The sequence below is a fragment of the Pseudoxanthomonas spadix genome (assembly GCF_003703395.1).
GTDB classification, from domain to species: Bacteria; Pseudomonadota; Gammaproteobacteria; order Xanthomonadales; family Xanthomonadaceae; genus Pseudoxanthomonas_A; species Pseudoxanthomonas_A spadix.
In genome coordinates this window covers 200031-225040 of the sequence record NZ_RDQN01000002.1, presented here as the reverse complement: position 1 = coordinate 225040, position 25010 = coordinate 200031, and the positions used below count along the sequence as shown (strand labels likewise).

23 protein-coding genes are annotated in these 25010 nt (G+C 61.7%); 21 read left to right on the top strand and 2 right to left on the bottom strand.

Going from position 1 to position 25010, the window contains the following annotated elements; all coding sequences use genetic code 11:
• Positions 1-170: 170 nt before the first annotated feature.
• From D9R12_RS03625 to D9R12_RS03545, 17 genes are all read left to right on the top strand, one after another.
• Positions 171-839, top strand: a complete 669-nt coding sequence (locus D9R12_RS03625) for an NUDIX hydrolase (protein ID WP_210538777.1) — start codon at positions 171-173, stop codon at positions 837-839.
• Between the two features lie 934 nt (positions 840-1773).
• Positions 1774-2814: an SDR family oxidoreductase gene (locus tag D9R12_RS03620; protein WP_122228122.1), complete on the top strand. Its 1041-nt coding sequence runs from the start codon at positions 1774-1776 to the stop codon at positions 2812-2814.
• 38 nt (positions 2815-2852) lie between these two features.
• Entirely contained in the window at positions 2853-4235 is a 1383-nt protein-coding gene (locus D9R12_RS03615) for an aromatic ring-hydroxylating oxygenase subunit alpha (protein WP_122228119.1), read from the top strand.
• 25 nt (positions 4236-4260) lie between these two features.
• Positions 4261-4773 carry an aromatic-ring-hydroxylating dioxygenase subunit beta gene (locus tag D9R12_RS03610; protein ID WP_122228116.1) on the top strand — a complete coding sequence of 171 codons (513 nt, stop codon included), beginning with the start codon at positions 4261-4263 and terminating at the stop codon, positions 4771-4773.
• A gap of 62 nt (positions 4774-4835) precedes the next feature.
• Positions 4836-5798: a DODA-type extradiol aromatic ring-opening family dioxygenase gene (locus D9R12_RS03605; protein WP_122228113.1), complete on the top strand. Its 963-nt coding sequence runs from the start codon at positions 4836-4838 to the stop codon at positions 5796-5798.
• A 268-nt stretch (positions 5799-6066) separates the two neighbouring features.
• A complete protein-coding gene (locus D9R12_RS03600; protein WP_122228110.1) occupies positions 6067-6945 on the top strand; it encodes an alpha/beta fold hydrolase in 879 nt (292 codons plus the stop codon).
• Between the two features lie 133 nt (positions 6946-7078).
• The gene (locus D9R12_RS03595; protein WP_122228107.1) at positions 7079-7996 is read left to right on the top strand and encodes a SphA family protein; all 918 of its coding nucleotides are present in this window, start codon (positions 7079-7081) and stop codon (positions 7994-7996) included.
• 38 nt (positions 7997-8034) lie between these two features.
• Positions 8035-8757, top strand: a complete 723-nt coding sequence (locus tag D9R12_RS03590) for an SDR family NAD(P)-dependent oxidoreductase (RefSeq protein ID WP_170159129.1) — start codon at positions 8035-8037, stop codon at positions 8755-8757.
• 13 nt (positions 8758-8770) lie between these two features.
• A complete protein-coding gene (locus D9R12_RS03585) occupies positions 8771-9574 on the top strand; it encodes an SDR family NAD(P)-dependent oxidoreductase (protein WP_170159128.1) in 804 nt (267 codons plus the stop codon).
• Positions 9575-10000: 426 nt separating this feature from the next.
• Positions 10001-12319, top strand: coding sequence for a S9 family peptidase (locus tag D9R12_RS03580; protein ID WP_122228098.1), 2319 nt, complete (start codon positions 10001-10003; stop codon positions 12317-12319).
• A gap of 368 nt (positions 12320-12687) precedes the next feature.
• Positions 12688-13365 (top strand): TetR/AcrR family transcriptional regulator, encoded by a 678-nt coding sequence (locus D9R12_RS03575; RefSeq protein WP_122228095.1) that lies wholly within the window; start codon positions 12688-12690, stop codon positions 13363-13365.
• Between the two features lie 18 nt (positions 13366-13383).
• Entirely contained in the window at positions 13384-13971 is a 588-nt protein-coding gene (locus tag D9R12_RS03570) for a hypothetical protein (RefSeq protein ID WP_122228785.1), read from the top strand.
• A 108-nt stretch (positions 13972-14079) separates the two neighbouring features.
• A complete protein-coding gene (locus tag D9R12_RS03565) occupies positions 14080-14517 on the top strand; it encodes an ElaB/YgaM/YqjD family protein (protein WP_043290696.1) in 438 nt (145 codons plus the stop codon).
• A 99-nt stretch (positions 14518-14616) separates the two neighbouring features.
• Positions 14617-15714 (top strand): ferritin-like domain-containing protein, encoded by a 1098-nt coding sequence (locus D9R12_RS03560; RefSeq protein ID WP_244671759.1) that lies wholly within the window; start codon positions 14617-14619, stop codon positions 15712-15714.
• 31 nt (positions 15715-15745) lie between these two features.
• Positions 15746-16111: a hypothetical protein gene (locus tag D9R12_RS03555; protein ID WP_210538773.1), complete on the top strand. Its 366-nt coding sequence runs from the start codon at positions 15746-15748 to the stop codon at positions 16109-16111.
• A gap of 20 nt (positions 16112-16131) precedes the next feature.
• Positions 16132-18747 carry an MGDG synthase family glycosyltransferase gene (locus tag D9R12_RS03550; RefSeq protein ID WP_210538772.1) on the top strand — a complete coding sequence of 872 codons (2616 nt, stop codon included), beginning with the start codon at positions 16132-16134 and terminating at the stop codon, positions 18745-18747.
• Entirely contained in the window at positions 18744-18959 is a 216-nt protein-coding gene (locus D9R12_RS03545) for a patatin-like phospholipase family protein (RefSeq protein ID WP_210538771.1), read from the top strand. The genes D9R12_RS03550 and D9R12_RS03545 overlap by 4 nt, the downstream gene beginning before the upstream one ends.
• Positions 18960-19254: 295 nt before the next feature.
• On the opposite strand, the gene D9R12_RS03540 is transcribed toward D9R12_RS03545, so the two are convergent.
• On the bottom strand, positions 19255-19749 hold the full coding sequence (locus D9R12_RS03540) for an aromatic-ring-hydroxylating dioxygenase subunit beta (protein WP_170159127.1): 495 nt from the start codon (positions 19747-19749) through the stop codon (positions 19255-19257).
• Positions 19746-20942 (bottom strand): aromatic ring-hydroxylating oxygenase subunit alpha, encoded by a 1197-nt coding sequence (locus D9R12_RS03535; RefSeq protein WP_244671758.1) that lies wholly within the window; start codon positions 20940-20942, stop codon positions 19746-19748. The genes D9R12_RS03540 and D9R12_RS03535 overlap by 4 nt, the downstream gene beginning before the upstream one ends.
• 178 nt (positions 20943-21120) lie before the next feature.
• Between D9R12_RS03535 and D9R12_RS03530 the strand changes: the two genes are divergently transcribed.
• The 4 genes from D9R12_RS03530 (at position 21121) to glgA (ending at position 24991) form a co-directional block, all read left to right on the top strand.
• A complete protein-coding gene (locus tag D9R12_RS03530; protein WP_014161711.1) occupies positions 21121-21483 on the top strand; it encodes a glycine zipper 2TM domain-containing protein in 363 nt (120 codons plus the stop codon).
• A 298-nt stretch (positions 21484-21781) separates the two neighbouring features.
• Positions 21782-22696, top strand: coding sequence for a DUF808 domain-containing protein (locus tag D9R12_RS03525; protein ID WP_122228083.1), 915 nt, complete (start codon positions 21782-21784; stop codon positions 22694-22696).
• 121 nt (positions 22697-22817) lie between these two features.
• Entirely contained in the window at positions 22818-22943 is a 126-nt protein-coding gene (locus D9R12_RS16115; protein WP_280518398.1) for a hypothetical protein, read from the top strand.
• A gap of 467 nt (positions 22944-23410) precedes the next feature.
• On the top strand, positions 23411-24991 hold the full coding sequence (glgA, locus tag D9R12_RS03520; protein ID WP_425479033.1) for a glycogen synthase GlgA: 1581 nt from the start codon (positions 23411-23413) through the stop codon (positions 24989-24991).
• Positions 24992-25010 lie beyond the last annotated feature (19 nt).

Sequence of the window (25010 nt, the reverse complement as noted above, 5' to 3'; positions counted from 1 at the left end):
ATTCCAAAAAAAGCAAACGCCCGCGGGGCAGATCATTGAACGCAGGGAGGGTGATGACTGACTTGGGCGGTCGGCTTCATCCACGCATGACTGGCCAAGGGCGCGGCTGCATTGCGCGCAGCACCAGTGCGAATGGGCTGACCGCCACCGCGGGAAAAGCAAGCGCCGGGATGCTGCTGTTCGAGCAGGACCTGCCCACCGAACAGGTGCGTTCTGCCGGATTCTCCCAATGGCGCAGAACAAGACGCGGAGGACATTCAACGATGGAATCAAACCTTTTGGAATTGCTCACTCGCCTGGGGCCGGCGGGACAGGCGCCGCGCCTGGACGCCGGCGCCGAGCGAGTGGCGGCAGTACTGATCCCGCTGCTGGCGAGTGAACCGGGGCATCCGGTGCTGTTCACCCGACGGGCAGCCAGTATGCGTCGGCATGCCGGGGAGATCTGCCTGCCTGGTGGCCGGCTCGAGCCGGCGGACCAGGGCTCGGTCATACGCGCAGCATTGCGTGAGTCCTACGAGGAGATCGGTCTGCCACCGGCGAATGTGTCGTCGTGCTGGGCACTGCCGCCATGTCAGAACAGCCGGGGGGACCTGATTCATCCCGTCCTGGGGGTGGTGAATCGACCGCGGCGCTGGCGGCTGCAGGCCGAAGAGGTCGCCGGGCTGCTCGAGGTGCCCCTGGCGCATTTTCTCCAGCCACAACATTACAAATTGGAACGCCGCTGCTATGAAGGACAGGACAAGCAGAGCCTGGTGCTGGACTATGGGGGCGAACAGATATGGGGACTGACAGCGCGCATCATGGATGCGTTGCGGTTGCTTCTGCTGGCCGAAGGCTAGAGGCGTCATCCGAGCGCGTGCTTCAAGGCTGACCGCGCCACCAAGCGCCGGTGCGCACCGGCGTGCTGCACTGCAGCGGGAAGGCTGCGCGCGGTTGATGAGGACCCAAGTGCAACACCTGTCGCCCGCAATGCGCGTTCACTGTGCTGGCCAAGCTAAAGGCTTGGCTGGAAACCTGCTGATCCAAAGCCACTAAGGCTGAGCTAAAACGGCCGGTCCACCGACACCCCCGGCCAAAGGCACAGGCGCAGACGCCCAGCGACTAAAAACCGCCTTGCCGGCCTCAAGTCGCGATGGGCCGACGCCACCGATACGTCAGGACCGATTGCCAGCTGCGGACGCCATCGATTGCAGCGCTCCATCATTTTTTTCCCAGCTGGCAGCCCCTGACCAGGCTGAGCTCTCGCCACCGCCGACCCGGATTCGGCCCGCGAGACATCCGCCTGAGCCTTCACCCGGCCTGTTTTGGAGGAGGTGAAGTTTTGCTGCGATGCAACTTGACCCTCGGCTGAGGAGCTCTATATTCGCAACCAAACTTAGGCATCTAAGGAACCTCTGAACAACGCGCGCTCGACCCCCCGGCGCCACCACCAACAAAGGCACCGAAAGCCTCCAGAAGATACCAATCTGAGCCCCCCGACGCCGGAGTGTTCGGTGAACAAGAGCAGCCTCGCGGGCCGCGCTGTTTATGGACCAGTCCGAGCAGGTTGTGCCTTGCAACGCATTGCTTTTTTGTCGATTGAGCCGAACTACCCAAACCGGACCTGGCTGGAGCTTGCAGGATGGCATGAGGCCCAGGCCACCCTTTCACCCTCGCACAATTCGTCAGTGGAGAAATCTCGGCCACCACCTTGATCTTGCCGCACGTCAGATCAAACGAGAGACGCCTCGGTGCACGAAATTGTGGTTAACAGCAACAAGCAGGAGCAGCGATATGCAAAGAAAAGATATACAGGAGCGGCAAAAAATCTTGGTCGGGAACGCAATCGACCAATGGAAGAGTCAGGTCGAGAACAAAGTGGTGGTTGTGACTGGCGGTGCGCGGGGTATCGGAAAGACACTCGTCGAAAATCTTTTGAAAAGCGGCGCGAAAGTCGTCGCGGCAGACATAAACTGGAATAGCTCCCAGGATTTCAAGAAACATCTGGAAGGCACTGAGGAAGCGATGTCCGTACAGATGGACATCGCGGACGACGCGTCGCTGGATGCTGCCTATGAATCGGTCATGGAAAAGTTTGGCACGGTGGATGTGCTGATAAACAACGCCGCGCTTGTATCAGAAACACTTTTCTTCCCCAGAGGACAGGTCAAGACGCTGGACACCAAGGACAGTGACTGGGAAAAGATGTTCAGTGTCAATACCTTCGGCGTGCTGAAGACGATTCGACGGTTCATCCGGCCGATGCTCCAAAAGGGTAGTGGCAGCATCATCAACATGGTGAGCAGCGGAATATTGCCGATGCATCAGGGCGGCTCGCTCTTTTCGATGCGGCCCTGGACTGTGGAAATGCCTTATCAGGCATCCAAAGCAGCCACGATGGCAATGACGTTCTATCTCGCTGAAGAGGTCCGCGAAACAGGTGTGGCCGTCAACGGAATGATGCCGTTCCATACACGCGCATCATGGTTCGACGCCACCGAAAAGACCTGGCGTGACCAGGGCATGGTCTATTTCATGCGTCCTTCTGTGGCAGAGCACGTCGTGCCGGCGACCCTGTTCCTGTCTGGGCAGGACGGACATGGCGTGACCGGGCGACTTATCTATGTGCCTGAATGGAACTATGACCATGGCTTTGGAGATACCAAGGTCTGGGATGACTTTTCCCTGCCGCCCGAAATGGAAGAGATGTACAGCAAATTGGAAGCGGCGCTCCCCAAGTATGAGCGATCCGGCGTGTCTCACCTGCCGTTTGATGCGTGGGCGGCACTGTGGACGGCTGGCATGGAAAAACTTGCTGGAAAAGGCGAGAAATAACAGCGGCTGGCGTAATTTCAAAGACCCAGGAGAATAAAATGTTTAACGTCAATGAAGCGGTCAAGGACCGGGAAGGATATATCGACCCAAACATCTTTCTCGATGAAGATCTGTACCGACAGGAACTGAACAAGATTTTTAGAAAGACGTGGCTCTATGTGGGTCACGAATCCTCGATTCCGAAGCCAGGCAGCTACATTCTCAACTACATGGGTGAGGATGAAGTCATCGTCATTCGAGACCGCAACAGCCGGCTGCGGGTCTTCCTGAACCGGTGTCCACATCGAGGAAACAAGTTGTGCCTGTTCGACCGAGGGACGCAGAACGGATTTACCTGTTCTTTCCACGGCTGGAGCTTTGACACGGAAGGGCGTCTGAGGGGCGTCGCGGACAGCGAGGCATATGCAGACACCCTGCACCCCGAAAAGCTCGGGCTCAAGGAGGTTCCGCGTGTCAGCAGTTACGGCGGACTGATTTTTGCGAGCTGGGACGACGAAATCTCATCCCTGGATGACTATCTCGGAGATATACGCTGGTATCTCGATCGTTTGCTCATCAAGGACTTTCTCGGCGGCATCGAGGTATTGCCGGGCCGCGGAAAATACTTGATGCCGACAAACTGGAAGATGATGGCGGATAATTTCATGCACGATGGAACACACGTGCCGATTACCCATACATCATTCTTTCAGGCCGTGCAGGAGATGATGAAAACCCAGGGGATAGGGTGGTTTGGAGGCAATTTGTTCGATTCAGCACTGAATGTGCTGACCACTTCTCCAACCGGTGTTCCGCATGCTTGTGGATTCTTCGAATTCCTTGGCGATACCAGGCCCGATTCATCGGCGCAGGTGCAGCCAATCTTTGATCGGAGGATGGCTGAGCGCCTCGGTCAGGAAGCAGTGGATTGGCTGGATGATCGGACCAAGCGGCTGCAGAGCTTCGCCAAGGAGGACAAGTCCATGGTGCTGGGCAGCGCGAACTGGACCATTTTCCCAAATCTGAGCTTCATCATGTCGCCCAGCGCAATGCGGGCGAACGGAATTATCCAGTGGCACCCGCGCGGCCCCAAAATGCTGGAGGGTTGGCAATGGACCGCAGTGGAAAAGAATGCACCTGATGTAGTGAAGCGATTCGCAGCCGGCCTGCTGGCATCCGATCAGGCGCCGGCCGGAATGATCACGATCGACGACACAGAAAATTTTGACCGGATGGCCAGGAACTTCGGTTCAAGTACGGCTGAAGATCGTCCTTTTGACTATTCCATGCCAGGCATGGACAAGCAACGGTTCTTGGAAAAATTCAAGCAAGCGGGAATTGATCTGCAAGGCGTGCCCGGCTCCCTTGAGCCCTTGTTCACAGAAGAGATGGCGCGAGCCTATTACGGATACTACCGGCAGCTCATGACCGAAAGCCGCTGAAACCAGCGCCCAGGAGAGTAAATGTATGATTGACGCGTCAACGATTGAGACACAATGGCAGATCGAACAGTTCTTGTATCGAGAAGCCCGCTTGCTCGACACTTATAGGGTCCGCGATTGGTTTGCTCTTCTCACCGAGGACATCCGTTACCGTATCCCGGTCATAGAAAGGGTGTACGGGCGAGTCGAGCAGTACAGGGATGACACGCCTTCTGCGGTTTACGTTGACCATGACCGCATGTTTATCGAGATGAGGCTCACCCAGTTCGAGTCGGGCATCCAGCACAGCGAGACGCCCGTATCGGTGACCCAACGCATCGTTACCAATGTGCTTGTCGAGCCGGCGCCTGCCGAGAATGAGTTGCTGGCATATTCCCATATACAAACCACGCAGATACGCCATGGTGATATGGAGACCGTGTGGCGCGCCAGGCGTGAAGACAGGATGCGTCGGGTAGATGATCAATGGCTGTTGGCTGAGCGCAACGTCATTTTGCTCAGCTCGGTGCTCCCGCGCACATTGGGGATATTTCTCTAACGAGGAAGAAGGTGCAGTGCACCTTCTTTCCCGCCCAGTCATGTAACAGTACGGGAGGTCACATGGGCAAAATAGTTACGGCACTGGCATCATCGCATGCGTTCACGCTGGTGGAGCCGGATAAATGGGATGAGTTTCGGGAAAAAAATCGAGAGTATTACGCCCAGCTGTATGGTGAAAAGCCCCCGGTAAACCCAAGGATGGACAACGAAGACCCAGTCAGCAATGAGGTCAGGTATGGGCGAATTAGGGATGGGTTGAGCGCGATGCGACGGGCGCTGGTGGATTCGCGTCCCGATGTGCTCCTTGTCATTGGCGATGATCAGAACGAAAACTACACGGTTGAAAACATCCCGCAGTTCGCCATCTATACGGGCAAAGAGGTAAAGGTCTTCGACCGGGGAAGGAAAGAAGAGAAGCTCTACAAATGTGATCAGGCGGCTGCTCAAATACTGTTGGAAGGACTTCTGGAGAAAGACTTCGACGTATCCTTTTCCGAGCGCTTTGCCAACGATCAGTTGCGCTCTCACGCGCATGCTGAGCCGCTTAATCGCGTGCTGGTGCCGGATGCCGACATTCCGATCATCCCGCTGTTCGTCAATGGCATTCACTGGCCTGCGCCGAGCCCGGCGCGCTGCTATGCGTTTGGTCAGGCGCTATCCAATATCATCAGCGAACGAATGCAGGGAAAGCGGGTCGCGATATATGCATCTGGTGGGCTGTCGCATTTCTCTGCAGGGTACCCTTATGCCGCATATGAAGGGCCGTTTGGCTATGGGCACATCAGTGAGGAATTCGACCGCAAGATGCTTGAGTATCTGTCGGCAGGCGAGGGAAAGAAGCTCTCCGAATTCACCAATGATGATTTACTTGACAACGGCGATCTCGAATTGCGCACTTGGATAATTCTGCTTGGCGCTGTTCAAGGGGCGAAAGCCGACGTGCTGGCTTATGAGCCTTTCTACCGGGCAATAATGGCAATGTGTGTCGCCAGGTGGAACGAGCAGGACATCGTTTCTGCATGAAGCCTTGAATTAGTGTTCCGCCCATGCGCGGCGCTGATGATGCAGGGGCGATTGCACGTTACGCCGGCGGAGATTGTCCTCAGGTAATTATATTGGCGCTTGGCTCTCCTCGTCACCGCGCGTGGAAGTGGGCCTGCACGTGCAGATGCGCACGAGGGGCCGGCTCCCTAAAACAGGAAACGCAGGTGCGCTTGCCGACGGCGAGGAATCCGGCGTGTGCAGCTTAGCGCTGAGAAATTTTAACTATTTATGGCTCAAATGACAGGAGATGGCGATGAGACTGGGTGAAGGATATTATGATGGTTGGGTTTTGGCTAATGGAGTAAGGACGCATTATTCGTGGGCCGGGACCGAGGGGCCGGTAGTTATCCTCTGTCATGGCGGCGGCCCTGGTTCGTCAGGTGAAGCAGGATGGCGATTCATGCTGCCAGCGCTGGCGAAAGCCGGATTTCGTGTTTTTGCGCCAGATCAGATATCCATGGGTTTGACTGATGCCAGGCCGCACGCGTGGCCGGTGCTGGGCCATCAGAGCCTGGTCGACCATGTTCGGGACTTTATCGACGCCTTGTGTCTCGACGATGTGCATATGGTTGGTAACTCCCAGGGAGCCTATGTCGCCGCAAAATATGCGATAGACCATCCTGAAAAGGTGCGTAAATGCTTTTTCATTGGAAGTGCCACGATCGCCATGTCCATGGGGTTACCCCGGCCGGACGGTGGCAATAACGCGGCGTTTCAGGCCCTGGTGAGCTACGACTTCACTGAAGAGGCGATGCGCCGGTTCTTGGTTGCAATCATCAGTGATCCGTCCAAGGTCAGCGATAACTTGGTGAGGTCACGTCACGAAGCTGCCAATCGGCCTGGCATTCGGGAGTCCCTCCAGGCGTTTCACGCCTACCAGGAGCGCATGCGAAATGATCCCAAGTTGTGGGATCGCTTCAGTCTGATCGATTCACTGCCAAAGCTCAAAGTGCCTTCGAAGTTCATCTGGGGCGTTGATGACAGCTTTGCTCCAGTGCAGATGGGGCATGAACTGGAAAAGCTTCTTCCCAACATTCCTTTTGAATATATCGCTGGTGCCGGACACCAGTGCCAGACCGACCAGCCGGAGCTGGTCAACAACATGGTTATCGACTTCCTCCGCTGACGTTTCGTTGCGCGAGGACCGGCGGTCGAGCTTCGTTAGCCACTCGGGAGGGTGCCAATTCTTACTTTCTGGAAGAATTGATTAGATAGCGAAACGATGAAAGCCACATCAAATACAATACGGGGAGATAGCGATGAAAAGCAGCAGGAAACTTGCTCGTTCTATTTACTTTGCCTTGGCCGCCAGCTTTTCGCACGCGGCATGCGCCACCGAGCTGGGATTGACGAACTACCCGATTGGTGTCAACGGCATTCTGGATGGCATATTGCCCAGGCCAGGCGGTACCGTGTTGCTCAATTATTATTTCTATGACAAGTCAACCAAGTACATCAATGATAAGGGCGACAGCGGAATTCCGGACTTCGAGAACACGACGTTCGTCGGGGCATTTCGAACTATCCATACTTGGAATTATAGCAATGGGGGATGGACAATTTCCTCGGCCTTCAATGTGCCGATCGTCAGGTCGAAGACCTCGATCATGGGCATGTCGGACACCGATACAGGTATCGGTGCGATAGATCTGGAGCCGATCCACGTCAACTACGTGAATCCATCAAATACGTTCTTCTCCTCGTTCTTTGTCGATATTTTCATCAAGAGTGGCGGCTATGATTCTCGCCGGCTGGCTAATGTTCATCAGAACTACAACGCCATAACGCCGCTTTACAGCTATACGTGGTTCATAAACAGGAATTGGTCAACCTCGGCCACGACCGGCATTGAATTCCCTCTGGAGCGAAATGACGAGACGTTATATAAGAGTGGCGATGTATTCTTCATTCACCCGAGCGTGGAGTATACTCCCACCTCCAATCCGAAGCTGCATTTCGGATTTTCGCCATACTACATAAAGCAGCTGAGCGACGACAAGCTTCCCGGTGTGAGGATCGAAGGAGGTGGTCAAACCCGCGCTACCGGTCTGGGGGCCTCGGTTCGCTATGACTTCAGCGAGAAGGTTTCTGCCGTTCTTAAATACAACAACGAGGTGAGCGCGCGGAACAGAAGCGAGTCCGATCCGCTGTGGTTTCAGATTGGGTATATTTTCTAAGGATGCCGGCGAACCTTAATAACAATGGAGAGAGAAGAATGCCCGGTTTACTGGATGGTCATCGCGTCCTCGCATTCATAGGGGACGACGGCCTGGGACAGGCGGTGGTAGGACGTCTGACGAAGGAGGGTGCCCGTGTGTTCGTTGCCGGTCCTGGTGGGAACACTGCGTACCACTACAAACCCGCAGAAGTGGCCGGAATTTTTGATCAGGCGGCCGAGTACCTTGGCGGCATTGACGATGTGATCAATGCGGTCACTTACTGGTGGGTGGGTAAGCCTGAGGACGCTGACAAGGCGGTGTGGGATGAGTTGACCGCTGTTAATTCGACTGCGGCGGTGGTGATCGCCCAGGAGAGTGCGCGGCGAATCGCAGGAAAAGGGAGTCTCTGTAGCCTGGGGTGTCTGTGGGCGATGGCAACCAGCCCCGAGGTGGGCTTGACCGGTGCGTCCAAGGCGATCTTGGGGCCGCTCACCAAGGCACTGGCACTGAGTGGGGCCAAGCGGGGGTTTCGCGCAAACTTGGCGTGTGTGGGGCTGATCGATACGCCCCATATGCGTGACATTGCGGCAAGGCGGGCCACGGTGGTGGGTACCGATGATCCCTCGGCCGCGTTCGATCGCGCGGTCGGACGGGTGGCCCTGCGACGTGGTGGGAGCCCCGATGAAGTAGGCAAGGTGGTCGCGTTCCTGGCCTCTGATCACGCCCGTACGATAACCGGCGCCACTGTTCTGGTCGATGGCGGCCTTTTGTGGACTTAATGAGGGGGACACCATGGGTTTATTGGATGGAAAACGCGCATTGGTCATTGGCGCCGCTTCGGGAATCGGCCGGGAAACCGCCAAGCTCTTTGCCCGCGAGGGAGCCAAGGTCGCCGTTGCTGACATCGACACCAGTGGCGCCGAGGCAACGGCAGCCCAGATTTCGGCGTTGGGTGGGGGCAGTTGCTTTGTTGGCGTTGATGTGACCAAGAAGGCGTCCGTGAGCGGAGCCGTTGATGAAGTCGCAGGAAAACTTGGAGGTATCGATGTCCTGGTGGTCACGCCCTTCGTGAGTACCGGAATGACGGTCATGGAGATGACCCAGTCCGATTGGGAGCGGCAGTATGCCGTGATGGCGACCGGCACGCTGTTTGCGTTTCAGGCGGTCATTCCCTACATGCAGAAGCAAGGAGCTGGAAGCCTGATTGCCACCTCGTCCTCGCATTTTGGAGATTATGGATCAATGACGCATCCGGCAATGATGCCTGCCTATGGTTCGGCGAAGGCTGCGGTGGAGCTGCTGGTTCGGTCAACCGCAACCCTTCACTCCCCCCAGGGCATTCGCGTCAACGCGGTGGCGCCAGGATTTACTGTCACCCAGGGCTCGCTCAATACCCTGGAGGAACATGGGGTCAAGGATATGGCCATGATCGAGGGCATGCTTGGCCCTGGAATGCCCATGGGCTTGGGCAAGCCTGAGGATGTGGCCGAGGGCTTTCTCTTTCTCGCTTCAGATTATTCTTCTTACATCACAGGTTATTCGCTGCCAGTGGATGGCGGTTCCCTGGCGAATGCGGGTGGCAAATTGGCGCCCTGATCCTGAGCGGCCGTCGGGCTTTCAGCCCCGTACCAGTGGGTTTCGAGAATGAAAGGTGGCCACCGATCCAACGGTGGCCGGCTGGGCACGCGCTCTGACAGCGCCATGCTTGAGAACAGCGGCCCGGCGCCAGCAGCATTGCGAAGCGGTAGAGCTCGGTGACCGTGGCGGGATCCAGCGGTTCCAGGGCAGGCATGCAGCAGTAAGCAAACGCGCCGGCGTCACCCGACGACGCAGGACGCCATGCTGATCACCAGTGGCGACGCTGCCGGCTGTCGTCTGGAGCCAGACCCGTGCGCCCAGGCGTTGCGCAACCCCGAGCGGGACCTCTGGCAGGGGAAGCCGGGACGCGGCGGCGGTACGATCGGCCGTTCGCAAACGCGCTGGTCCACGCCGGCGTGTCCCATCTTCGCCTGGGGAATCTCCATGCTCCTGAATACCCGCACGCCGCGCCTGTTGTGCGCCCTGTTGCTGGCCGCGCTGTCGCTCGGCGTCTACGCGCAGACGCCGACCGTGAGCCAGGCCGACTATGCCCGGGCCGACAGGCTGCTGTTCGCCCAGCCGCTGGTCGACCACGCCGTGACCCGGGTGACCTGGCTGGATGCAAGCCACTTTGTCTACACCGACCACGACGCCAGCGGCGACCGCCTGCTGCAGACCGACGTGGCCACCGGCAGGACCGCGCCGTTGTTCGACGCGCAGGCGCTGGCGGCTGCGCTGAACACCCTGCTGGCCACAGGCGACAAGCCGATCAAGGCCGAGAAGCTGGGCCTGGGCAAGATCGCGCTGACCGCCGATCGCCGTTACCGCTTCACCGTGCGTGACACCCAGGTGGTCTGCGATGCCAATGCCCGCTGCGCCAAGGTCTACGCCAAGGCCAATCCGGAGCCCGGCGCGCTGTCCCCGGACAAGCGGTCCGAGGCGTTCGTTCGCGACTGGAACCTGTGGGTGCGCGAGCTGGCCACCGGCGCCGAGACCCAGCTGACCACCGACGGGGTCCAGGATTACGGCTACGCCACCGACAACGCCGGCTGGAAGCACACCGATAAGGCGATCGTGGAGTGGTCGCCGGATTCGAACAGGATCGCCACCTTCCAGCAGGACCAGCGCAAGACCGGGCAGATGTATCTGGTCAACACCCAGGTGGGCCACCCGAAGCTGGAGTCATGGAAATATCCGTTGCCCGGCGACAAGGAGGTGACCATGATCGAGCGGGTGGTGATCGAGGTGCCCACCAGAAAGGTCATCCGGCTGAAGATGGCCCCGGACCAGCATCGTTCCACGCTGTGCGATGACATCAGTTGCGGCCCGGATGGCGGCTGGGACGATGTGAAGTGGGCACCGGACAGCAAGACGCTGGCCTTCGTCTCCACCTCGCGCTTCCACAAGGATGCCTGGTTCCGGATCGCCGATGCGGCCACCGGCCAGGTGCGCACGGTGTTCTCCGAGCACGTCAAGACCCAGTACGAAAGCGGCAACGGCACGGCCAGCTGGGCCTACCTGCCGCAGACCAACGAGGCGGTCTGGTTTTCCGAACGCTCCGACTGGGGCCAGCTCTACCTGTACGACCTGACCACCGGCCAGCTCAAGCACGCCATCACCACCGGCGAAGGCAACGTCACCGAGTTGCTCAAGGTCGATCCGGTTTCGCGCACCGTGTGGTTCCGCGGCGTCGGCCATACCCCCGGCATCAACCCGTACTACCAGCAGTTCTGGAAAGCCAGCCTGGACGGTGGCGCGCCGATCCTGCTCACGCCTGAACCCAGTGACCACACCGTGTCGCTGTCCCCGGACGGCAAGCTGTTCGTCGATGCCTATTCGACCACCACCGTGCCGCCGGTGACGCTGCTGCGCAGCGCGGCCGACGGGACCGGGGTCTCCGAAGTCGCCCGCGCCGACATCACCCGCCTCAAGGCTGCCGGCTGGGTGCCGCCGGTGCCGTTCACGGTCAAGGCGCGCGACGGCAGGACCGAGCTGTACGGGGTGATGTTCAAGCCCTCCAACTTCGATCCGTCCAAAAAGTACCCGATCGTCAACTACATCTACCCCGGCCCGCAGACCGGCTCGGTGCGCGGCCGCAGCTTTTTGGCCACCCATGTCGACAATCAGTCGCTGGCCGAACTGGGCTTCATCGTGGTGGCCATTGACGGCATGGGTACGCCGTGGCGCTCCAAGTCCTTCCACGATGCCTGGTATGGCGACATGGCCGACAACACGCTGCCCGACCAGGTGGCGGGTATGAAGGAACTGGCCGCGCGCCATCCGTGGATCGACCTCTCACGCGCCGGCATCTGGGGCCACTCCGGCGGCGGCAATGCCTCCACCGCGGCCATCCTGCGCTATCCGGAGTTCTTCAAGGTGGCCTGGTCGGAAAGCGGCAACCACGACAACCGCGGCTACGAGGATGACTGGGCCGAGCGCTACCAGGGCGAACTGATCGAAAAGGACGGCAAGAGCAACTACGACAGCCAGGCCAACCAGTCCCTGGCCGGCAACCTCAAGGGCCACCTGATGCTGGTCCACGGCACCCTGGACGATAACGTGCCGCCGTACCTGTCGCTGCTGGTGGCCGAGGCGCTGATCAAGGCCAACAAGGACTTCGACATGCTGATGATCCCCAATGCGCGCCACGGCTATGGCTCGCTGACTGCCTACGTGGCGCGCCGTCGCTGGGACTATTTCGTGCGCCACCTGGCAGGTGGGACGCCGCCGGCCCAGTACGATCTGAAGATGCCGCAGGATTGATGGCCCTCGGCTGACGGCGGTCATGCCTGCAATGCCGGGCCCGCTGTGGGCCCGGCTGTTTGCCCTGCTTGTGGCCCGACCCAAGCAACCCGCACCCGTTGGGTGCCTGCCGATCGAGCAGGCAAGCGCGCGGCCACCGGGGTTCAGCGCAAAGGCGCAGGCCCGGTATCAGAAGGGGTAGACGACGTACCGCGGCAGAATCCGGGTGAACTGCACTTGGAAGTTGAGTCTGCCAGTTCCCCACCGGACATTCCAAAATCTGGCGGCGCGGACACCGAAACAAGGCTTTCCGTCGGCAGCTTGCCAATCAATAGCACAACGGCGTATAGTTACTGAACGTTCGTTAAGTTCATTGTTGGAGCCTGTCCATGGGCAGTCAGATGATTAAAGGCATCCCCAAAAGGAAAACGCGGGAAGAGATTCTCGAGCTATCGGCGCCTCTATTTGCCCAATACGGCTATGACGGCGTTTCGATGCGCGATGTCGCTGCCGTCGCCGGCCTCACCCAAGCGGCGCTTTACTACTACTTCTCCGACAAGGATCAGCTCTATCTGGATGCGGTCGGCTGTGCCTTTGAAGAAAAAATGGAGCCCTTGAAGGCCCTTTTTGACGGCGCAGGAAATCCTTGGGACCGGCTCGAATCCTTCGTTTTCCAGTTCGCGCGCCTGCTCGCCAAGGAAGAGAACTTTAGACGCCTGATCCAGTGGGTACTGCTGGACAGCGATGAGCAGCGCCTGCAAAGCCTGGCCGATCAAGTCTTTCGAGACCTATTCAGCGCACTGCGTCATCTCGCCGGTGAGGTCGCTCCGGGCCATGACCCCCAGTCTTTCGTCATTTCACTGATCGGTCTGGTGATCTATCCCTTTGAAACCCGGTCGGTGCGACGTTTCCTGCCGGGCTACCAGCGACAGCATGAAGACCCCGAGGCCATCGCGCGGCATGTCGTGGGCTTGATGCGTAACGGTCTTGGCACAAACAGCGAGGGAAAATCACAACAAACCCCCGGCCCAGGGCAAACGTGCGGAGCAGACGTCTCTGCTCCATGACTGCAAGGAGAAGCAATGATGAAATGGAAAACATGGTTGATCCTGTCGGCGCTGGTCGTGGGCACAAGTGCACGGGCTGCGCAAGAACCCGCGGCAAAGACGGGCGAGACGGCCAAGGCGCCCATGCTTCAGAAAGCGGAGGAAGGCGCGAAGAAAGCGGCCGAGGAAGCCAGGGAAGCGACGCACAAGGCCGCAGAGGCCGCCAAGCGGGCTGCAGAGAAGGCTGAACAAGCCGTCAGTGAAGCCTCGCAGGAAACCGCCGAAGCAGCCCATCAGGCCGCGCAAGATGCTGATCAAGCTGCCAAATTGGCAGTCCGCAAGACTGCGCAAGCCACCCGGAAAGCGACCCCAGCGACCAAGCAGGCTGCACAGAAGGCCGAGGAAGCCGCCAAAAAGGCCGCCGCAGCGACCAAGGAAGCCGCTCAGAAGGCCGGGGAAGCGGCGGAAAAGGCGGCCAGATCTGGCAAAGAGGCTGCGCAGAAAGCGGCCGAAGCCGCCAGAGACGCCGCACAGAAAGCCACGCAAGCCACCCAAGAGGCAGCCGACAAAGCGCTTGAGGTAACCAAGGAAACGGTCAAAGACGTCAAAGATGCCGTGACGAAGTAACCCTTGGAAGGCGGCTGCTTCGAACGGGTTAGGCCGCCGTGAGCGTGCTTACCGACCTGAGAATTGTTACACCGATATTTTTTTCTTAATCACTGATGGAGGTTTTCCATGTCTGAATCCAACGGTTCTATGAACAAAGAAAAACTGATCGCCGACATGAAGCAGATTGTTGCCGATGCCGATGCGCTTTTGCAGGCCACTGCCGACCAAACCAGCGAGAAGATCGCCGGCTTGCGCACCCGTCTTCAGGATAACCTGAAGACGGCCCGGAGCCGGCTGGCCGAGGCTGAAACAACGCTGGTCGACAAAACCGCGCAAGCCACCCGGGACGCGCTGCAAAAAATCTCGGACGCGGCCGATCAAGCAGCGGATGCCGCCAGCGATGCGGCGCAGAAGGCCGAGGAATCGGTCAAAAACGCGGCCGAATCCGGTAAGGAAGCGGCCCAGCGTGCAGCAGAAGTCGCCAGGGATGCTGCCAACAAGGCTCTGGATGCAATAACGGAAATGGCCCGGAAGGCCAAAGACGCCATCAGCAAGTCGTTTTAGGCCACGCTGAACAAGCCCCCAGCGTGTGCTGCATCCCGCAACGGCGGGTCTGCGGCGTTGCATCCGTGCCATGGCTTGGGCTGTGGCGCGGTTTGTGCCTTGCACCCTATCGCCGATGCGGAGCACAGCCCATCGCCAGAACTTGTTGAGCATCACCTGAGGCAAGCATGGCCCGCGGTCGCATTGGCGGCGGGTCGTGCGGATGCCATGTGCCCTGAAGGCGCTTTCCAGGCCTTGCTGTTCGTGCGTACACGGATGGTGGCAATGATGCGCCTGATTGCGCGGCAACTGTGGCTATATTTGCAACAAAACCGCCTGATTCATGATCAAAAGGCTACGAATCTCTTCCATGAGGGGAAAATGGCAATGCACAGCGATCAACGTGCAACAGATTTGCGCTGGCATCTGGAAGATATCGATTTCTCCTCCATCGACACCGCGCGCATGCGCATGCGCGACGACATCTTTCTTCTGGTGTGCAGCGCCTCGTTCGTCGAAAGTGGCGCAGAAACCTACGCTCATAACCTGGCGGACTATTTCACGGGCGATACGGAGGTCGGAGAATGGCTGAACGAGCACTGGAAAGTCGAGGAACTGCAGCACGGCCGCGCGCTGAAGACCTATGTGCAGCATGTCTGGCCTGAGTTCGACTGGGACAGCGCTTATGGCGACTTTTTCGCGGAATATGTCAAGCTATGCACCTGCGACGAACTGGAACCCACGCGGGGTCAGGAGTTGGTGGCGCGCTGCATCGTCGAAATGGGCACGACCACCTATTATCAGGCGATCAATGCCATGTTCGATGAGCCTGTGCTGCGGGATATCACCTGGCGCATCCGCACCGACGAGGTGCTGCATTACAAGCATTTCTACAAATACTTTCTCCGGTATCGGCAGCAGGAAAATCTACGCAGGTGGCATGTAATCGCCACACTTTGGCGTCGCATGGCTGAACTGCGCAAGAGCGACGCCGACATCGCGCTGCGACATGCCGTGGCCTGGCGCTTTCGGGGGAGGGGCGGTGAAGCACCTGCGTACGCGGTCATCCACAAGCAGGTGTGCGAACTGATGTTTAAGCAGTACCCCATGGATATGGTTGTGCGCATGGCGCTCAAACCTTTGCAATTAAACGCACGGCTGCAGCGCTGGGCAGAGCGCCCAATCGCTTCGCTGGCACGACGGGTCTTGCTGCGTTGACGAGCCAGTTTGCGGCCAGGAAATTGCGGCCTTGGTTGCCGTAAGACAGTCACCATGGTCGCTGGGCGCGGTGACGGCAATCGTGCGCAACGCCATGGGCTGCGAGCTCGACCCCGACTTCCGGCTGCTGCGTGCCGCGCGGCGTGGGCGGCTGGAAATCCACATCGATGTCACGCACCTGAAGCGCGTCGGCAACCAGCTCGACAGTGCCGCCGACCGGCGGGTGATCGGCATCGTCGTCGCCGCCCTCATCGTCGGCTCGTCCATCGTCATGACCGTGCCCGGCGGCCCCACCTTGCCGGGGCTGCCCTTCTTTGGCCTGCTCGGCTTCGTCGGTGCCGTCATCGGCAGTCTCTGGCTGCTGCTGTCGATCTGGCGCAGCGGGGGCAAGGAATGAGCGGACCGCAGACCTGGGGCATGGACCCGCTCATCGCGCTGGCGCTGGTGTTCGCATTCACCCTGCTGGCGGCCCTGGCATGGCGGGCGCTGGTGCGGCGACGCAACCGGGTGCGGCAACTGGCTGCGCACCCGCCGGCGGCGGGCGATGCCGGGGCCGCCCAGAGCCGAAAGATCGTCATTTTTTATTCGTCCATCGGCCATGGCCACATCAGCGCCGCGCAGGCCATCGAGCAGGAGATCGGCCGGCTGGCGCCGGGCGCGCGCGTGGTGCTGCAGGACATCCGCGAGTTCATGCACCCGCTCTGGCGCTGGGTGGACGAGCGGCTCTACTGGTTCATCGCCGGCAATCTCCCGGAAAGCTTCGACGCGCTGTTCCATGCCCTGCAGGCGCGCGGCAAGCGGGTGCCTTCGCTGGCATGGCTGTCCAACGACTACCCGGAAGACAAGGTGCGCAGCTTCCTGGAGGCACAGGCCCCCGACACGGTGCTCGCCACGCATTACGGATCGGCGCAGGTGCTCGGGACCCTGCGCGAGCGCGGGCTGCTGGTGCAGGTGAACATCGGCTGGCTGCACACGGACTTCTTCGAGGGCTATTTTCCGCGCATCTCGAAACGCATCGACCGCACTTTTCTCGCCCACCCCGAGCTGGAATCGCGCTGGCTGGCGGCGGGTGTTCCGCCCGACAAGGTCACCACCAGCGGCATGCCGGTGCGCGCCCCGGCCGCCGACGGCGCAACCCGGGAGACGGCGCTCATGGCGCTGGGTCTGGCCGCGGATGCGCCCACCGTGCTCATCACCTCCGGCAAGGAGGGCATCGGCGACTACGCGCTCGTGGTGGAGAGCCTCGCGCGCCACCACGCCGGCCCGCTGCAGATCATTGCCGTCTGCGGCGCCAACGCCCGGCAGCAGGCGCAGCTGACAGCACTGCAAAAGCGCCTGCCCGAGGCGGTGGCGCTGAAGGTCTGCGGCCTGGTGCCGCACGCCGACCTGCTGGCCTGGATGGGCGCGGCGGACCTGCTGATCACCAAGGCCGGAGGGATGACGCCGGCCGAGGCCTTTGCCATCGGCATTCCGACCCTCTTGCTCGATGTGGTGAGCGGCCATGAACGGGAAAATGCCGCCTTGTTCGTGCGGCTGGGGGTGGCCGATCTGGCTGACACCCTGGCGCAGGCGGGCGAGCTGGCGGCCGCGGTGCTGGCCAGCCCGCAGCGGCAGGCGGCAATGCGCCGCGCCCAGCTCGCCTTTCACGACCGTGCCGGCCTCGGGCGCATCGCCCGCTTCGCGCTCGACCCGGCCCTGCCTGCGCCGGGTCTGCCGGTGGACTTCGGCGCCGAGCACGGCAGCGCCGTCGCCGACATCGACGCGGCGCTGGCGCGGCTCCAGGCCGAGGTGCCCTGCGACATCGAACTGCTGCTGTCCTACTCGACCGCCAAAACACCGCAGCGCGTGGTGCTGGAAAACCCGTTCGGGCACATTGCCATTCGCGTGGACGACACCGTCTACAGCGCCAACCATGTGGCCGTGCCGGGACAGGACCCCAACCTGTTGCAGCATGTGACGCTGGCCGACTACCTGTACGGCGTGCAGCCGCCGTCGCCGTCGCAGGTGCATACCAACACCTACGGCATGGCCTATGGCCGCGAAACGCTTGGCTTGCGGGTGGCGGGCGTGGCGGCAGGGCGCAAGGCGGCCATGGTGGCCGAGGCGCACCGGATCGAGGCGGCGTTTCGGCAAGGCCGCCTGCTGTGGGACCGCAGCGAGTTCAATTGCGCCGATGTGGTGGTGCGCATCCTGCGCGCGGGCGGCTATGACCGCTCGCCACCGCTGGCGCGGCAGTGGCTGCCGGCCATGCCGCTCGATATTTTTGAAGAAGCCCGGCAGGTTTGCGAGGAAGACGCTTCCCTGCGCATGGAACTGGTGGCCTACCGGCAGGTGCCGGGCGCCCACGCGGTCTATCGCTTTTCGCGTTTTCCGCTGTCGCTCGGGCAACCGCTGCGCTCAGTGGCGCGGGCGCTGCGCGAGGCGCCGCGGGAGCCTCTCGAAGCGGCCGCGACCAAACAGCTGACCGGCTATTTCGGCGACCACCAGCTTTATTTTGAGGACCTGCGTGGCCACGGGGCTGGCGCCCTGGCCGACGATGCGGCGCATTTCAGCCGCGTGCAGCGCAGCCTGGCCAGCGCCCTGGCGACCGACCTGCAGCGCTTGCTGGCGGCCCAGGCCAGACGGCCTCTGCGGGAGATCGGGCGCCTTGGTGAGCTTGACGGCGCACAGGACATCCGGCGCCTGCTGGAGCGCAGCCTGGCGCTGGCGCGCATCGCCACTGAGCGGGCCGACGAGGTGCTGCAAGACCGGGGGGCGCGGCGCATGCGGGTGCTGTTCACCGAACTCGTGAACGAGTACGGCCGGATCGACGCCTGGCGCCTGCGGCGCCAGGAGATCGAGGCCTATCTCAAGCGCTTTCAGGTCTTCGAGGCCGCCGTGGGGCGTGAATTCCCGGTCCGCCAGGGCGCGCGACCCGCGCGGGCCACGACGCTGCGGCGGTCACTGCGCGACGGTATCCGGCGTCTGCGCCGGCGCGCCGGTGGGCGCCACCGGCCTGCGGGGCAGGGGCCAGACCAGGACAAAAGCCAATGAACGCGCCACCAACCAAGCAGGCCCCGGCGGCGGATCTGACGCCGCCCAGGCGACCCCGGATCGGCCTGGCGCTGGGCAGCGGCTCGGCGCGCGGTCTGGCGCACATCGGCGTGCTGCGCGCCCTGAAAGAGGCCAACATCACGGTCGACCTGGTGGCCGGCACCAGCATGGGGGCGGTCATCGGTGCCGTCTTTGCCTCGGGCAGACCGTAAGCGTCCGGCGAGGTCACCTTGTCGACTCCTCGGCCGTGCCTGCGTCGTCGCTGGGACTATTTCGTGCGCCACCTGGCAGGTGGGACGCCGCCGGCCCAGTACGATCTGAAGATGCCGCAGGATTGATGGCCCTCGGCTGACGGCGGTCATGCCTGCAATGCCGGGCCCGCTGTGGGCCCGGCTGTTTTGCCCTGGTTGTGGCCCGACCCAAGCAACCCGCACCCGTTGGGTGCCTGCCGATCGAGCAGGCAAACGCGCGGCCACCGGGGTTCAGCGCAAAGGCGCAGGCCCGGTATCAGAAGGGGTAGACGACGTACCGCGGCAGAATCCGGGTGTCGTAGATGGCGCGTTTTTCCCGAAACACCGCCTTGCCATCCTCCAGGGCCACAAGGTCGTGGTAACGCCCGGTCGCCAGCACAGAGCTCGAACCCATCTCCGGGGAAATCATGATGGAGAAGTTGCCAACCTGACGATACGTGTCCGCGGCGATCTTCTCCACGCCCAGGCGCTGCACGAAATGGGTCGTGTGGTACGGCTCGAAGGTCCCCGCCCAGATCTTGGTCACGAACGAGACCCGGTCCTTGATCCGCTCGCGGCAGTCGTCCAGCATCAACGCGATCGGCAGGCCTCGCTTCTCGTTTTCGTCGGAGATGCAGACATACGAGGCCTGTTGCTGCGAGAAGCAATTGAGCCAGTCCTCCATGTTCGCCGAGTCCAGCGCCTGCACGTAGGCCTGCTGCAACGAATCAATCTGCTCCAGCACCTCAAAACGCTCCAATGCAGCGCTCATGCTTGCGGCCTCCTTTCGAAGTCCATGACCTTTCGGTAGTGCTCCCATTTCAGCAGAAAACTGGCCTCGTCATTCTGCTTGAAATCGGACCAGAACTCGTCAGTGCGCTTGACACCCTTCTGGAACTCCACGTTGCCCGGCGTAAAGGTCCCCAGATGAACGCGCTGGAAGATGGAAGCATCCTCCATCGAGATCATGCCGCACGGGCCCAGCAGATTCGAACTCTGCCGCACGCGATGGCGAAGCATCTCCTCCGAATCCGACTCCAGGCCGAAGTAGGCGTAATGCACCTCTGTCGCGTCCACGCTACGCGGGATCGCAAACCGCAGGTTGATCGTGTCCAGGTGCTTGGTGGCCACGGTCAAGGGGAAAAGCTGCACCACCCGTGAGCCCTGCCTGGGGTCGGCGCCCTTGAACTCGATCAGCGAAGGATCATTCAAGAAGCGGTTGCCCTTCGGCAGCGAAAGTTCTGCCTCGATCGCGTTATGTCCGCTCTGCGTCGCAATCTGGCGGCCCTTTCCTCCCTGCCAGTTCAGCATGCGGAAGGCGCTGTGCAGCAAAGGCGCGTGATAGCCATCGTTGTCGTTGTACGCCTTCCAGTTCGAGGCGTAAATCACCTTGTGGTAGCCCAGCAGCCTGAGTTTCCCTTCCCCGCCCAGGATGTCCGTCAGCGGCGCTGCGATCTCCCCCAGCCACTCTTCCAATGGCGGCGCTTCGCTGGAAGAAGTCACAAAGATCAATCCAAGAAATTGCTCCATGCGCAACTCCCGCAGGCCGTAGTTCGCCTTGTCGAAGCCTGGAGTGAATTCCTTTTCTCCCGGACAGCCAACGAGCGCGCCCTCGGTGTTGAAACTCCATTGATGGTAGGGGCACTCGAAACTCTTCCGATTGCCGCAGGTCGAAGTTTCGACCTGGGTGCCACGATGCGTGCACGCGTTGTAAAAAATTCGTACCCGGTCGTCCTCGCCTCGCGCGATCAGAATCGGACGCCGACCCAGGTCGAATGTCTTGAAATCGCCCTTGTTCGGCAACTCCGCCACATGCCCTACCAGATGCCACTCCGGACCGTAGAAGATCCGCTCGAGCTCCATTTCGAAAATTGCCGGATCCCCGAAGATTTCCTTGGGAATCTTGTTTATGTGATTTGGCCACATCAACTCTTTGGAGATCGTTCCGCCACTTTTCGCGTTCATGTCGTCCCTCCCGGGGATTCGCCTCGCTGTTTCGACCTTACAGCCGGGCGATCATTCAGGTCAAACGGATCTGCGGAGTCTGAACGGCGGCGGCGCGGCAGGCAAAGGGTGATGCCTCTTCACCGGGAGTTCGGGCGACGCGTGGCCTCATGACGACCTCTTACAAGCGAGGTGCGCCATGAACATCAAGGCAAGCAAATGGGTGCTGTGCGCCGGCCTGCTGACGATCGCGTCTGCCGCTTCTGCCCAGCATGGTTACGGGCCGGAGGATGAGGGCCGCCGTTTCGACGACGGGACCCGCGTGGTCTGCGAGAACGTCGAGGTCCAGAGGAACAGCAAGGATCCCAATCGCATCGCCGGCACCGCGACGGGCGCGGTGGTCGGCGGCCTGCTGGGCAACCAGATCGGTGGCGGCACAGGCAAGAAGCTGGCCACAGTGGGCGGTGCGGTGGCGGGCGGCGCTGCAGGTCGGGCGATCCAGGGCAACCACCAGGTCGACAACGGCGACCGGGTGGTGGAGAAGCGGTGCGTGCGTCGCTGAAGCTTCAACGTATTGCGCAGCCACGTGAAAAAGCCAGGCCTGTGCCTGGCTTTTCCAGTATTGCAGGGCCGGGGCCTGGCGCCCGCGAGGTCAGCTGCGCCGATGGTCCGGCACGCCGGATGAAGATGTGGTGCGGCGCAGCGGCGTGCAGCGGCGTGCCGCGGCGTTGCTGTCAGGTCTGTCATGCACAGACCGGGCTGATACGCCGCTGATGGCGCATACGGGCGCGGTGTCGCCATCTCGTGGCGACATCGGCCGTGCACAATGGGGCCTTCCATTCATCAGGACCTATCACCGCATGGCCGGAGCCAGCCTGTTCACCCTGCTTGACGATATTGCCAGCCTGCTCGACGACGTGGCGGCGATGACCAAGGTTGCCGCCACGAAGACCGCCGGTGTGCTGGGCGATGACCTGGCCCTCAATGCCCAGCAGGTCACCGGCGTCAAGGCCGACCGCGAGCTGCCGGTGGTGTGGGGCGTGGCCAAGGGCTCGCTGGTCAACAAGGCGATCCTGGTGCCGGCCGCGCTGGTGATCAGTGTGTGGCTGCCGGTCGCCATCCCTTACCTGATGATGATCGGCGGGGCCTACCTGTGCTTCGAGGGGGTGGAGAAGCTGGCGCACAAGTTCCTGCATTCCAGTGAAGAGGACGCCGCGCGCCATGCGGCGCAGGTGCGGGCGCTGTCGGACGAGCGCGTGGACGTGGTCGCCTTCGAGAAGGACAAGATCAAGGGCGCCATTCGCACCGACTTCATCCTGTCGGCCGAGATCATCGTGCTGTCGCTGGGCGTGTTCGGCCCGGATACCCCTCTCACCCAGAAAGTAATGGTCATGGTGGCCATCGCGCTGGCGATGACCGTCGGCGTCTACGGGCTGGTCGGGGCGATCGTGAAGCTGGATGATCTGGGCCTGGTACTGACCAGGAAGGGTGCCAGTCTGGCCCTGATCGGCCGCGGGTTGCTGCAGGCCGCGCCGCTGCTGATGAGGTTCCTGTCCATCGCCGGCACCATCGCGATGTTCCTGGTCGGTGGCGGGATCCTGGTCCACAACATCGGGCCACTGCACCACTTCATCGAAGGCGTCCTGCCGCAGGGCATGGTCGGCACCATCGCCGGTGGACTGTTCAATGCGGTGGTGGGCATGGCCGCCGGCGCGCTGGTGCTGGGCGTGGTGACCCTGGTGAACAAGTTGCGCAGCACGCCGGCTGCCCATTGAAGTCGTTGTAGCGGGAGGCTGGCGCCTCCGTCGGAGGGCGCACGCCTGGGCAGATGCTGTTCGACGCCTCCGCGCGTCTGCACAACTGTGGTGGACGCCGGAGGACTTCAAGAAGCCTGGGATGCCGCCAGCGCCGGTGGTCCGGTTCGGCCCGTACAAGCCATTCGACGATCCGGCCGACACCGGCAAGCTGACCGTGGGCGAGAACCTGCTGACGTGGCCGGCCCCGGCCGCTATCGCGCGCTGACCGTGCGCAGCCTGGGTGTCTGGTCTGCGGCCTTCGAGGTGAAGCACGGACAGGTGCGGTATCTGGCGCCCGCCAAGCGGGTCAGGGTCAAACCGACCGGCGCCGCAGGGCGCGCTGCTTGTCCTGGCCCCACACGGTGTCGCGGCCATGTCCGCTGCGCTTCCTCCAGATGCCGGTGGTGCCTCATTGGTCTGCTTTTTGGCCTGTTCAGTTGCGTCCTGCCAATTGCACCAAAGCGGCATGGCTTGCGAGGCGTCACGGGAATGTTGTAGGCGTTTCACATGTTTTTTATTGAGGCGTTCGTAGATTCGACTTGAGAGGCGCCGCCGGAACGCTCCAGTCCACGCGCACTACCCCTCTACCAGCGTCACGCTGCCTGCCTTCGCGCCAGGCGGTGGTTTGTGCTCCGCGTCGTTCCGCTTTTTTTGCTGTTCCGTCCTTCCCGCCGCTGACGGATAAACCCTGCCATGATCGCGCCCGCGAGTCCCGATGTCGTTGTCCCGACGCCTGCACAGGGTGCATCGATGGCATCGCCCCTTCCCCTGCCGACGGCCAGGGCGCGCGATGCACGTGGTCCTTTTGCGCCAGCGGCGGCGAACGATCCGGACACCCTGCGCGTCGGCACCACGCCACGCCGGACTTCGTTGTTCGTCACCTCGGAGATGGCCGACTTCATCAAGGCCGGCGGCCTGGGCGATGTCGCCGCGGCCCTGCCGCGTGCCCTGCGCAGCCGCTACGACGCGCGCGTACTGATCCCCGGCTATCGCGCGGTGCTGGCACGCACCGGCGTGCTTGAGATCGTCGGCCACATTCCCGCCCGTGCCGGCCTGCCGGCGTGCCAACTGGGCTATACCACCCTGGCCGATGGCCTGCCGGTCTACGTGCTGGTGTGCCCGGAGCTGTTCGAACGCGAGGGTTCGCCCTACGTCTCCAGCGTGGGCGCCGAATGGGAAGACAACGCGATCCGCTTCGCCACGCTGTCCCATGCCGCGGCGGAAATCGCCGGCGGCCGTGCCGGCCTGGCCTGGACGCCGGACCTGCTGCATCTCAACGACTGGCCGTGCGCGCTGGCTTCGGCCTACGTCAAGTGGTCCGGTGGCACCACGCCGTGCCTGCTGACCATCCACAACCTGGCCTACCAGGGGCTGTTCCCGCATGCGGTGGCTCCGCTGCTGGGCATCCCCGAAGCCGGCCGCGAAGACCTGGAGTTCTACGGTCAGATGTCCTTCCTGCGCGGCGGCATCATCCACGCCGCGCACGTGAATACCGTCAGCGTCAGCTACGCGGCGCAGATCACCCTGCCGGCGCTGGGCTGCGGCCTGGACCGCCTGCTGGCGCGCCGCGCCGCGGCCGGCGACCTGACCGGCATCCTCAATGGCATCGACGCCAGCTGGGACCCGCGCACCGACCGTCACCTGCAGGCGCATTTCAGCGTCAACGACTGGGCCGGCCGCAATGCCAATGCACACCAGGTGCGCCGTGAGTTTGGCCTGCCCGAGCGCGAGGGCCCGCTGTTCGCGGTGGTCTCGCGCCTGGTCCACCAGAAGGGCCTGGACCTGATCTGCGAGGTCGCCCCGCAGATCGTGGCCGCCGGCGGCCAGATCGTGATCATCGGTGGCGGCGAGCCGCAGATCGAACAGGCCGTGGCGCGCCTGACCCACCGCTATCCGGGTCATGTCGGCGCCTATATCGGGTTCGAGGAACAGCTGGCGCGGCGCATGTTCGCCGGCTCGGATTTCCTGTTGATGCCTTCGCGCTTCGAACCCTGCGGCCTGAGTCAGATGTATGCGCAGCGCTTCGGCAGCCTGCCGATCGCGCACGCCACCGGCGGACTGATCGATACCGTGGACGATGGCGTGACCGGCTTTCTGTTCCAGGATCCATCGGCCGATGCGCTGCGCCGTTGCCTGCAGCGGGCGTTCCGCACCTTCCAGTTGCCCGGCCTGATGCATGCGATGCGGCGTGCAGCCATGCTCAAGCCCAGCGGCTGGGATGTGGCTGGAAGTAAATACCTGGCGCTGTACGACCGGACCACGGCGCTGGCATGAATGAAACGACGTCAACGAC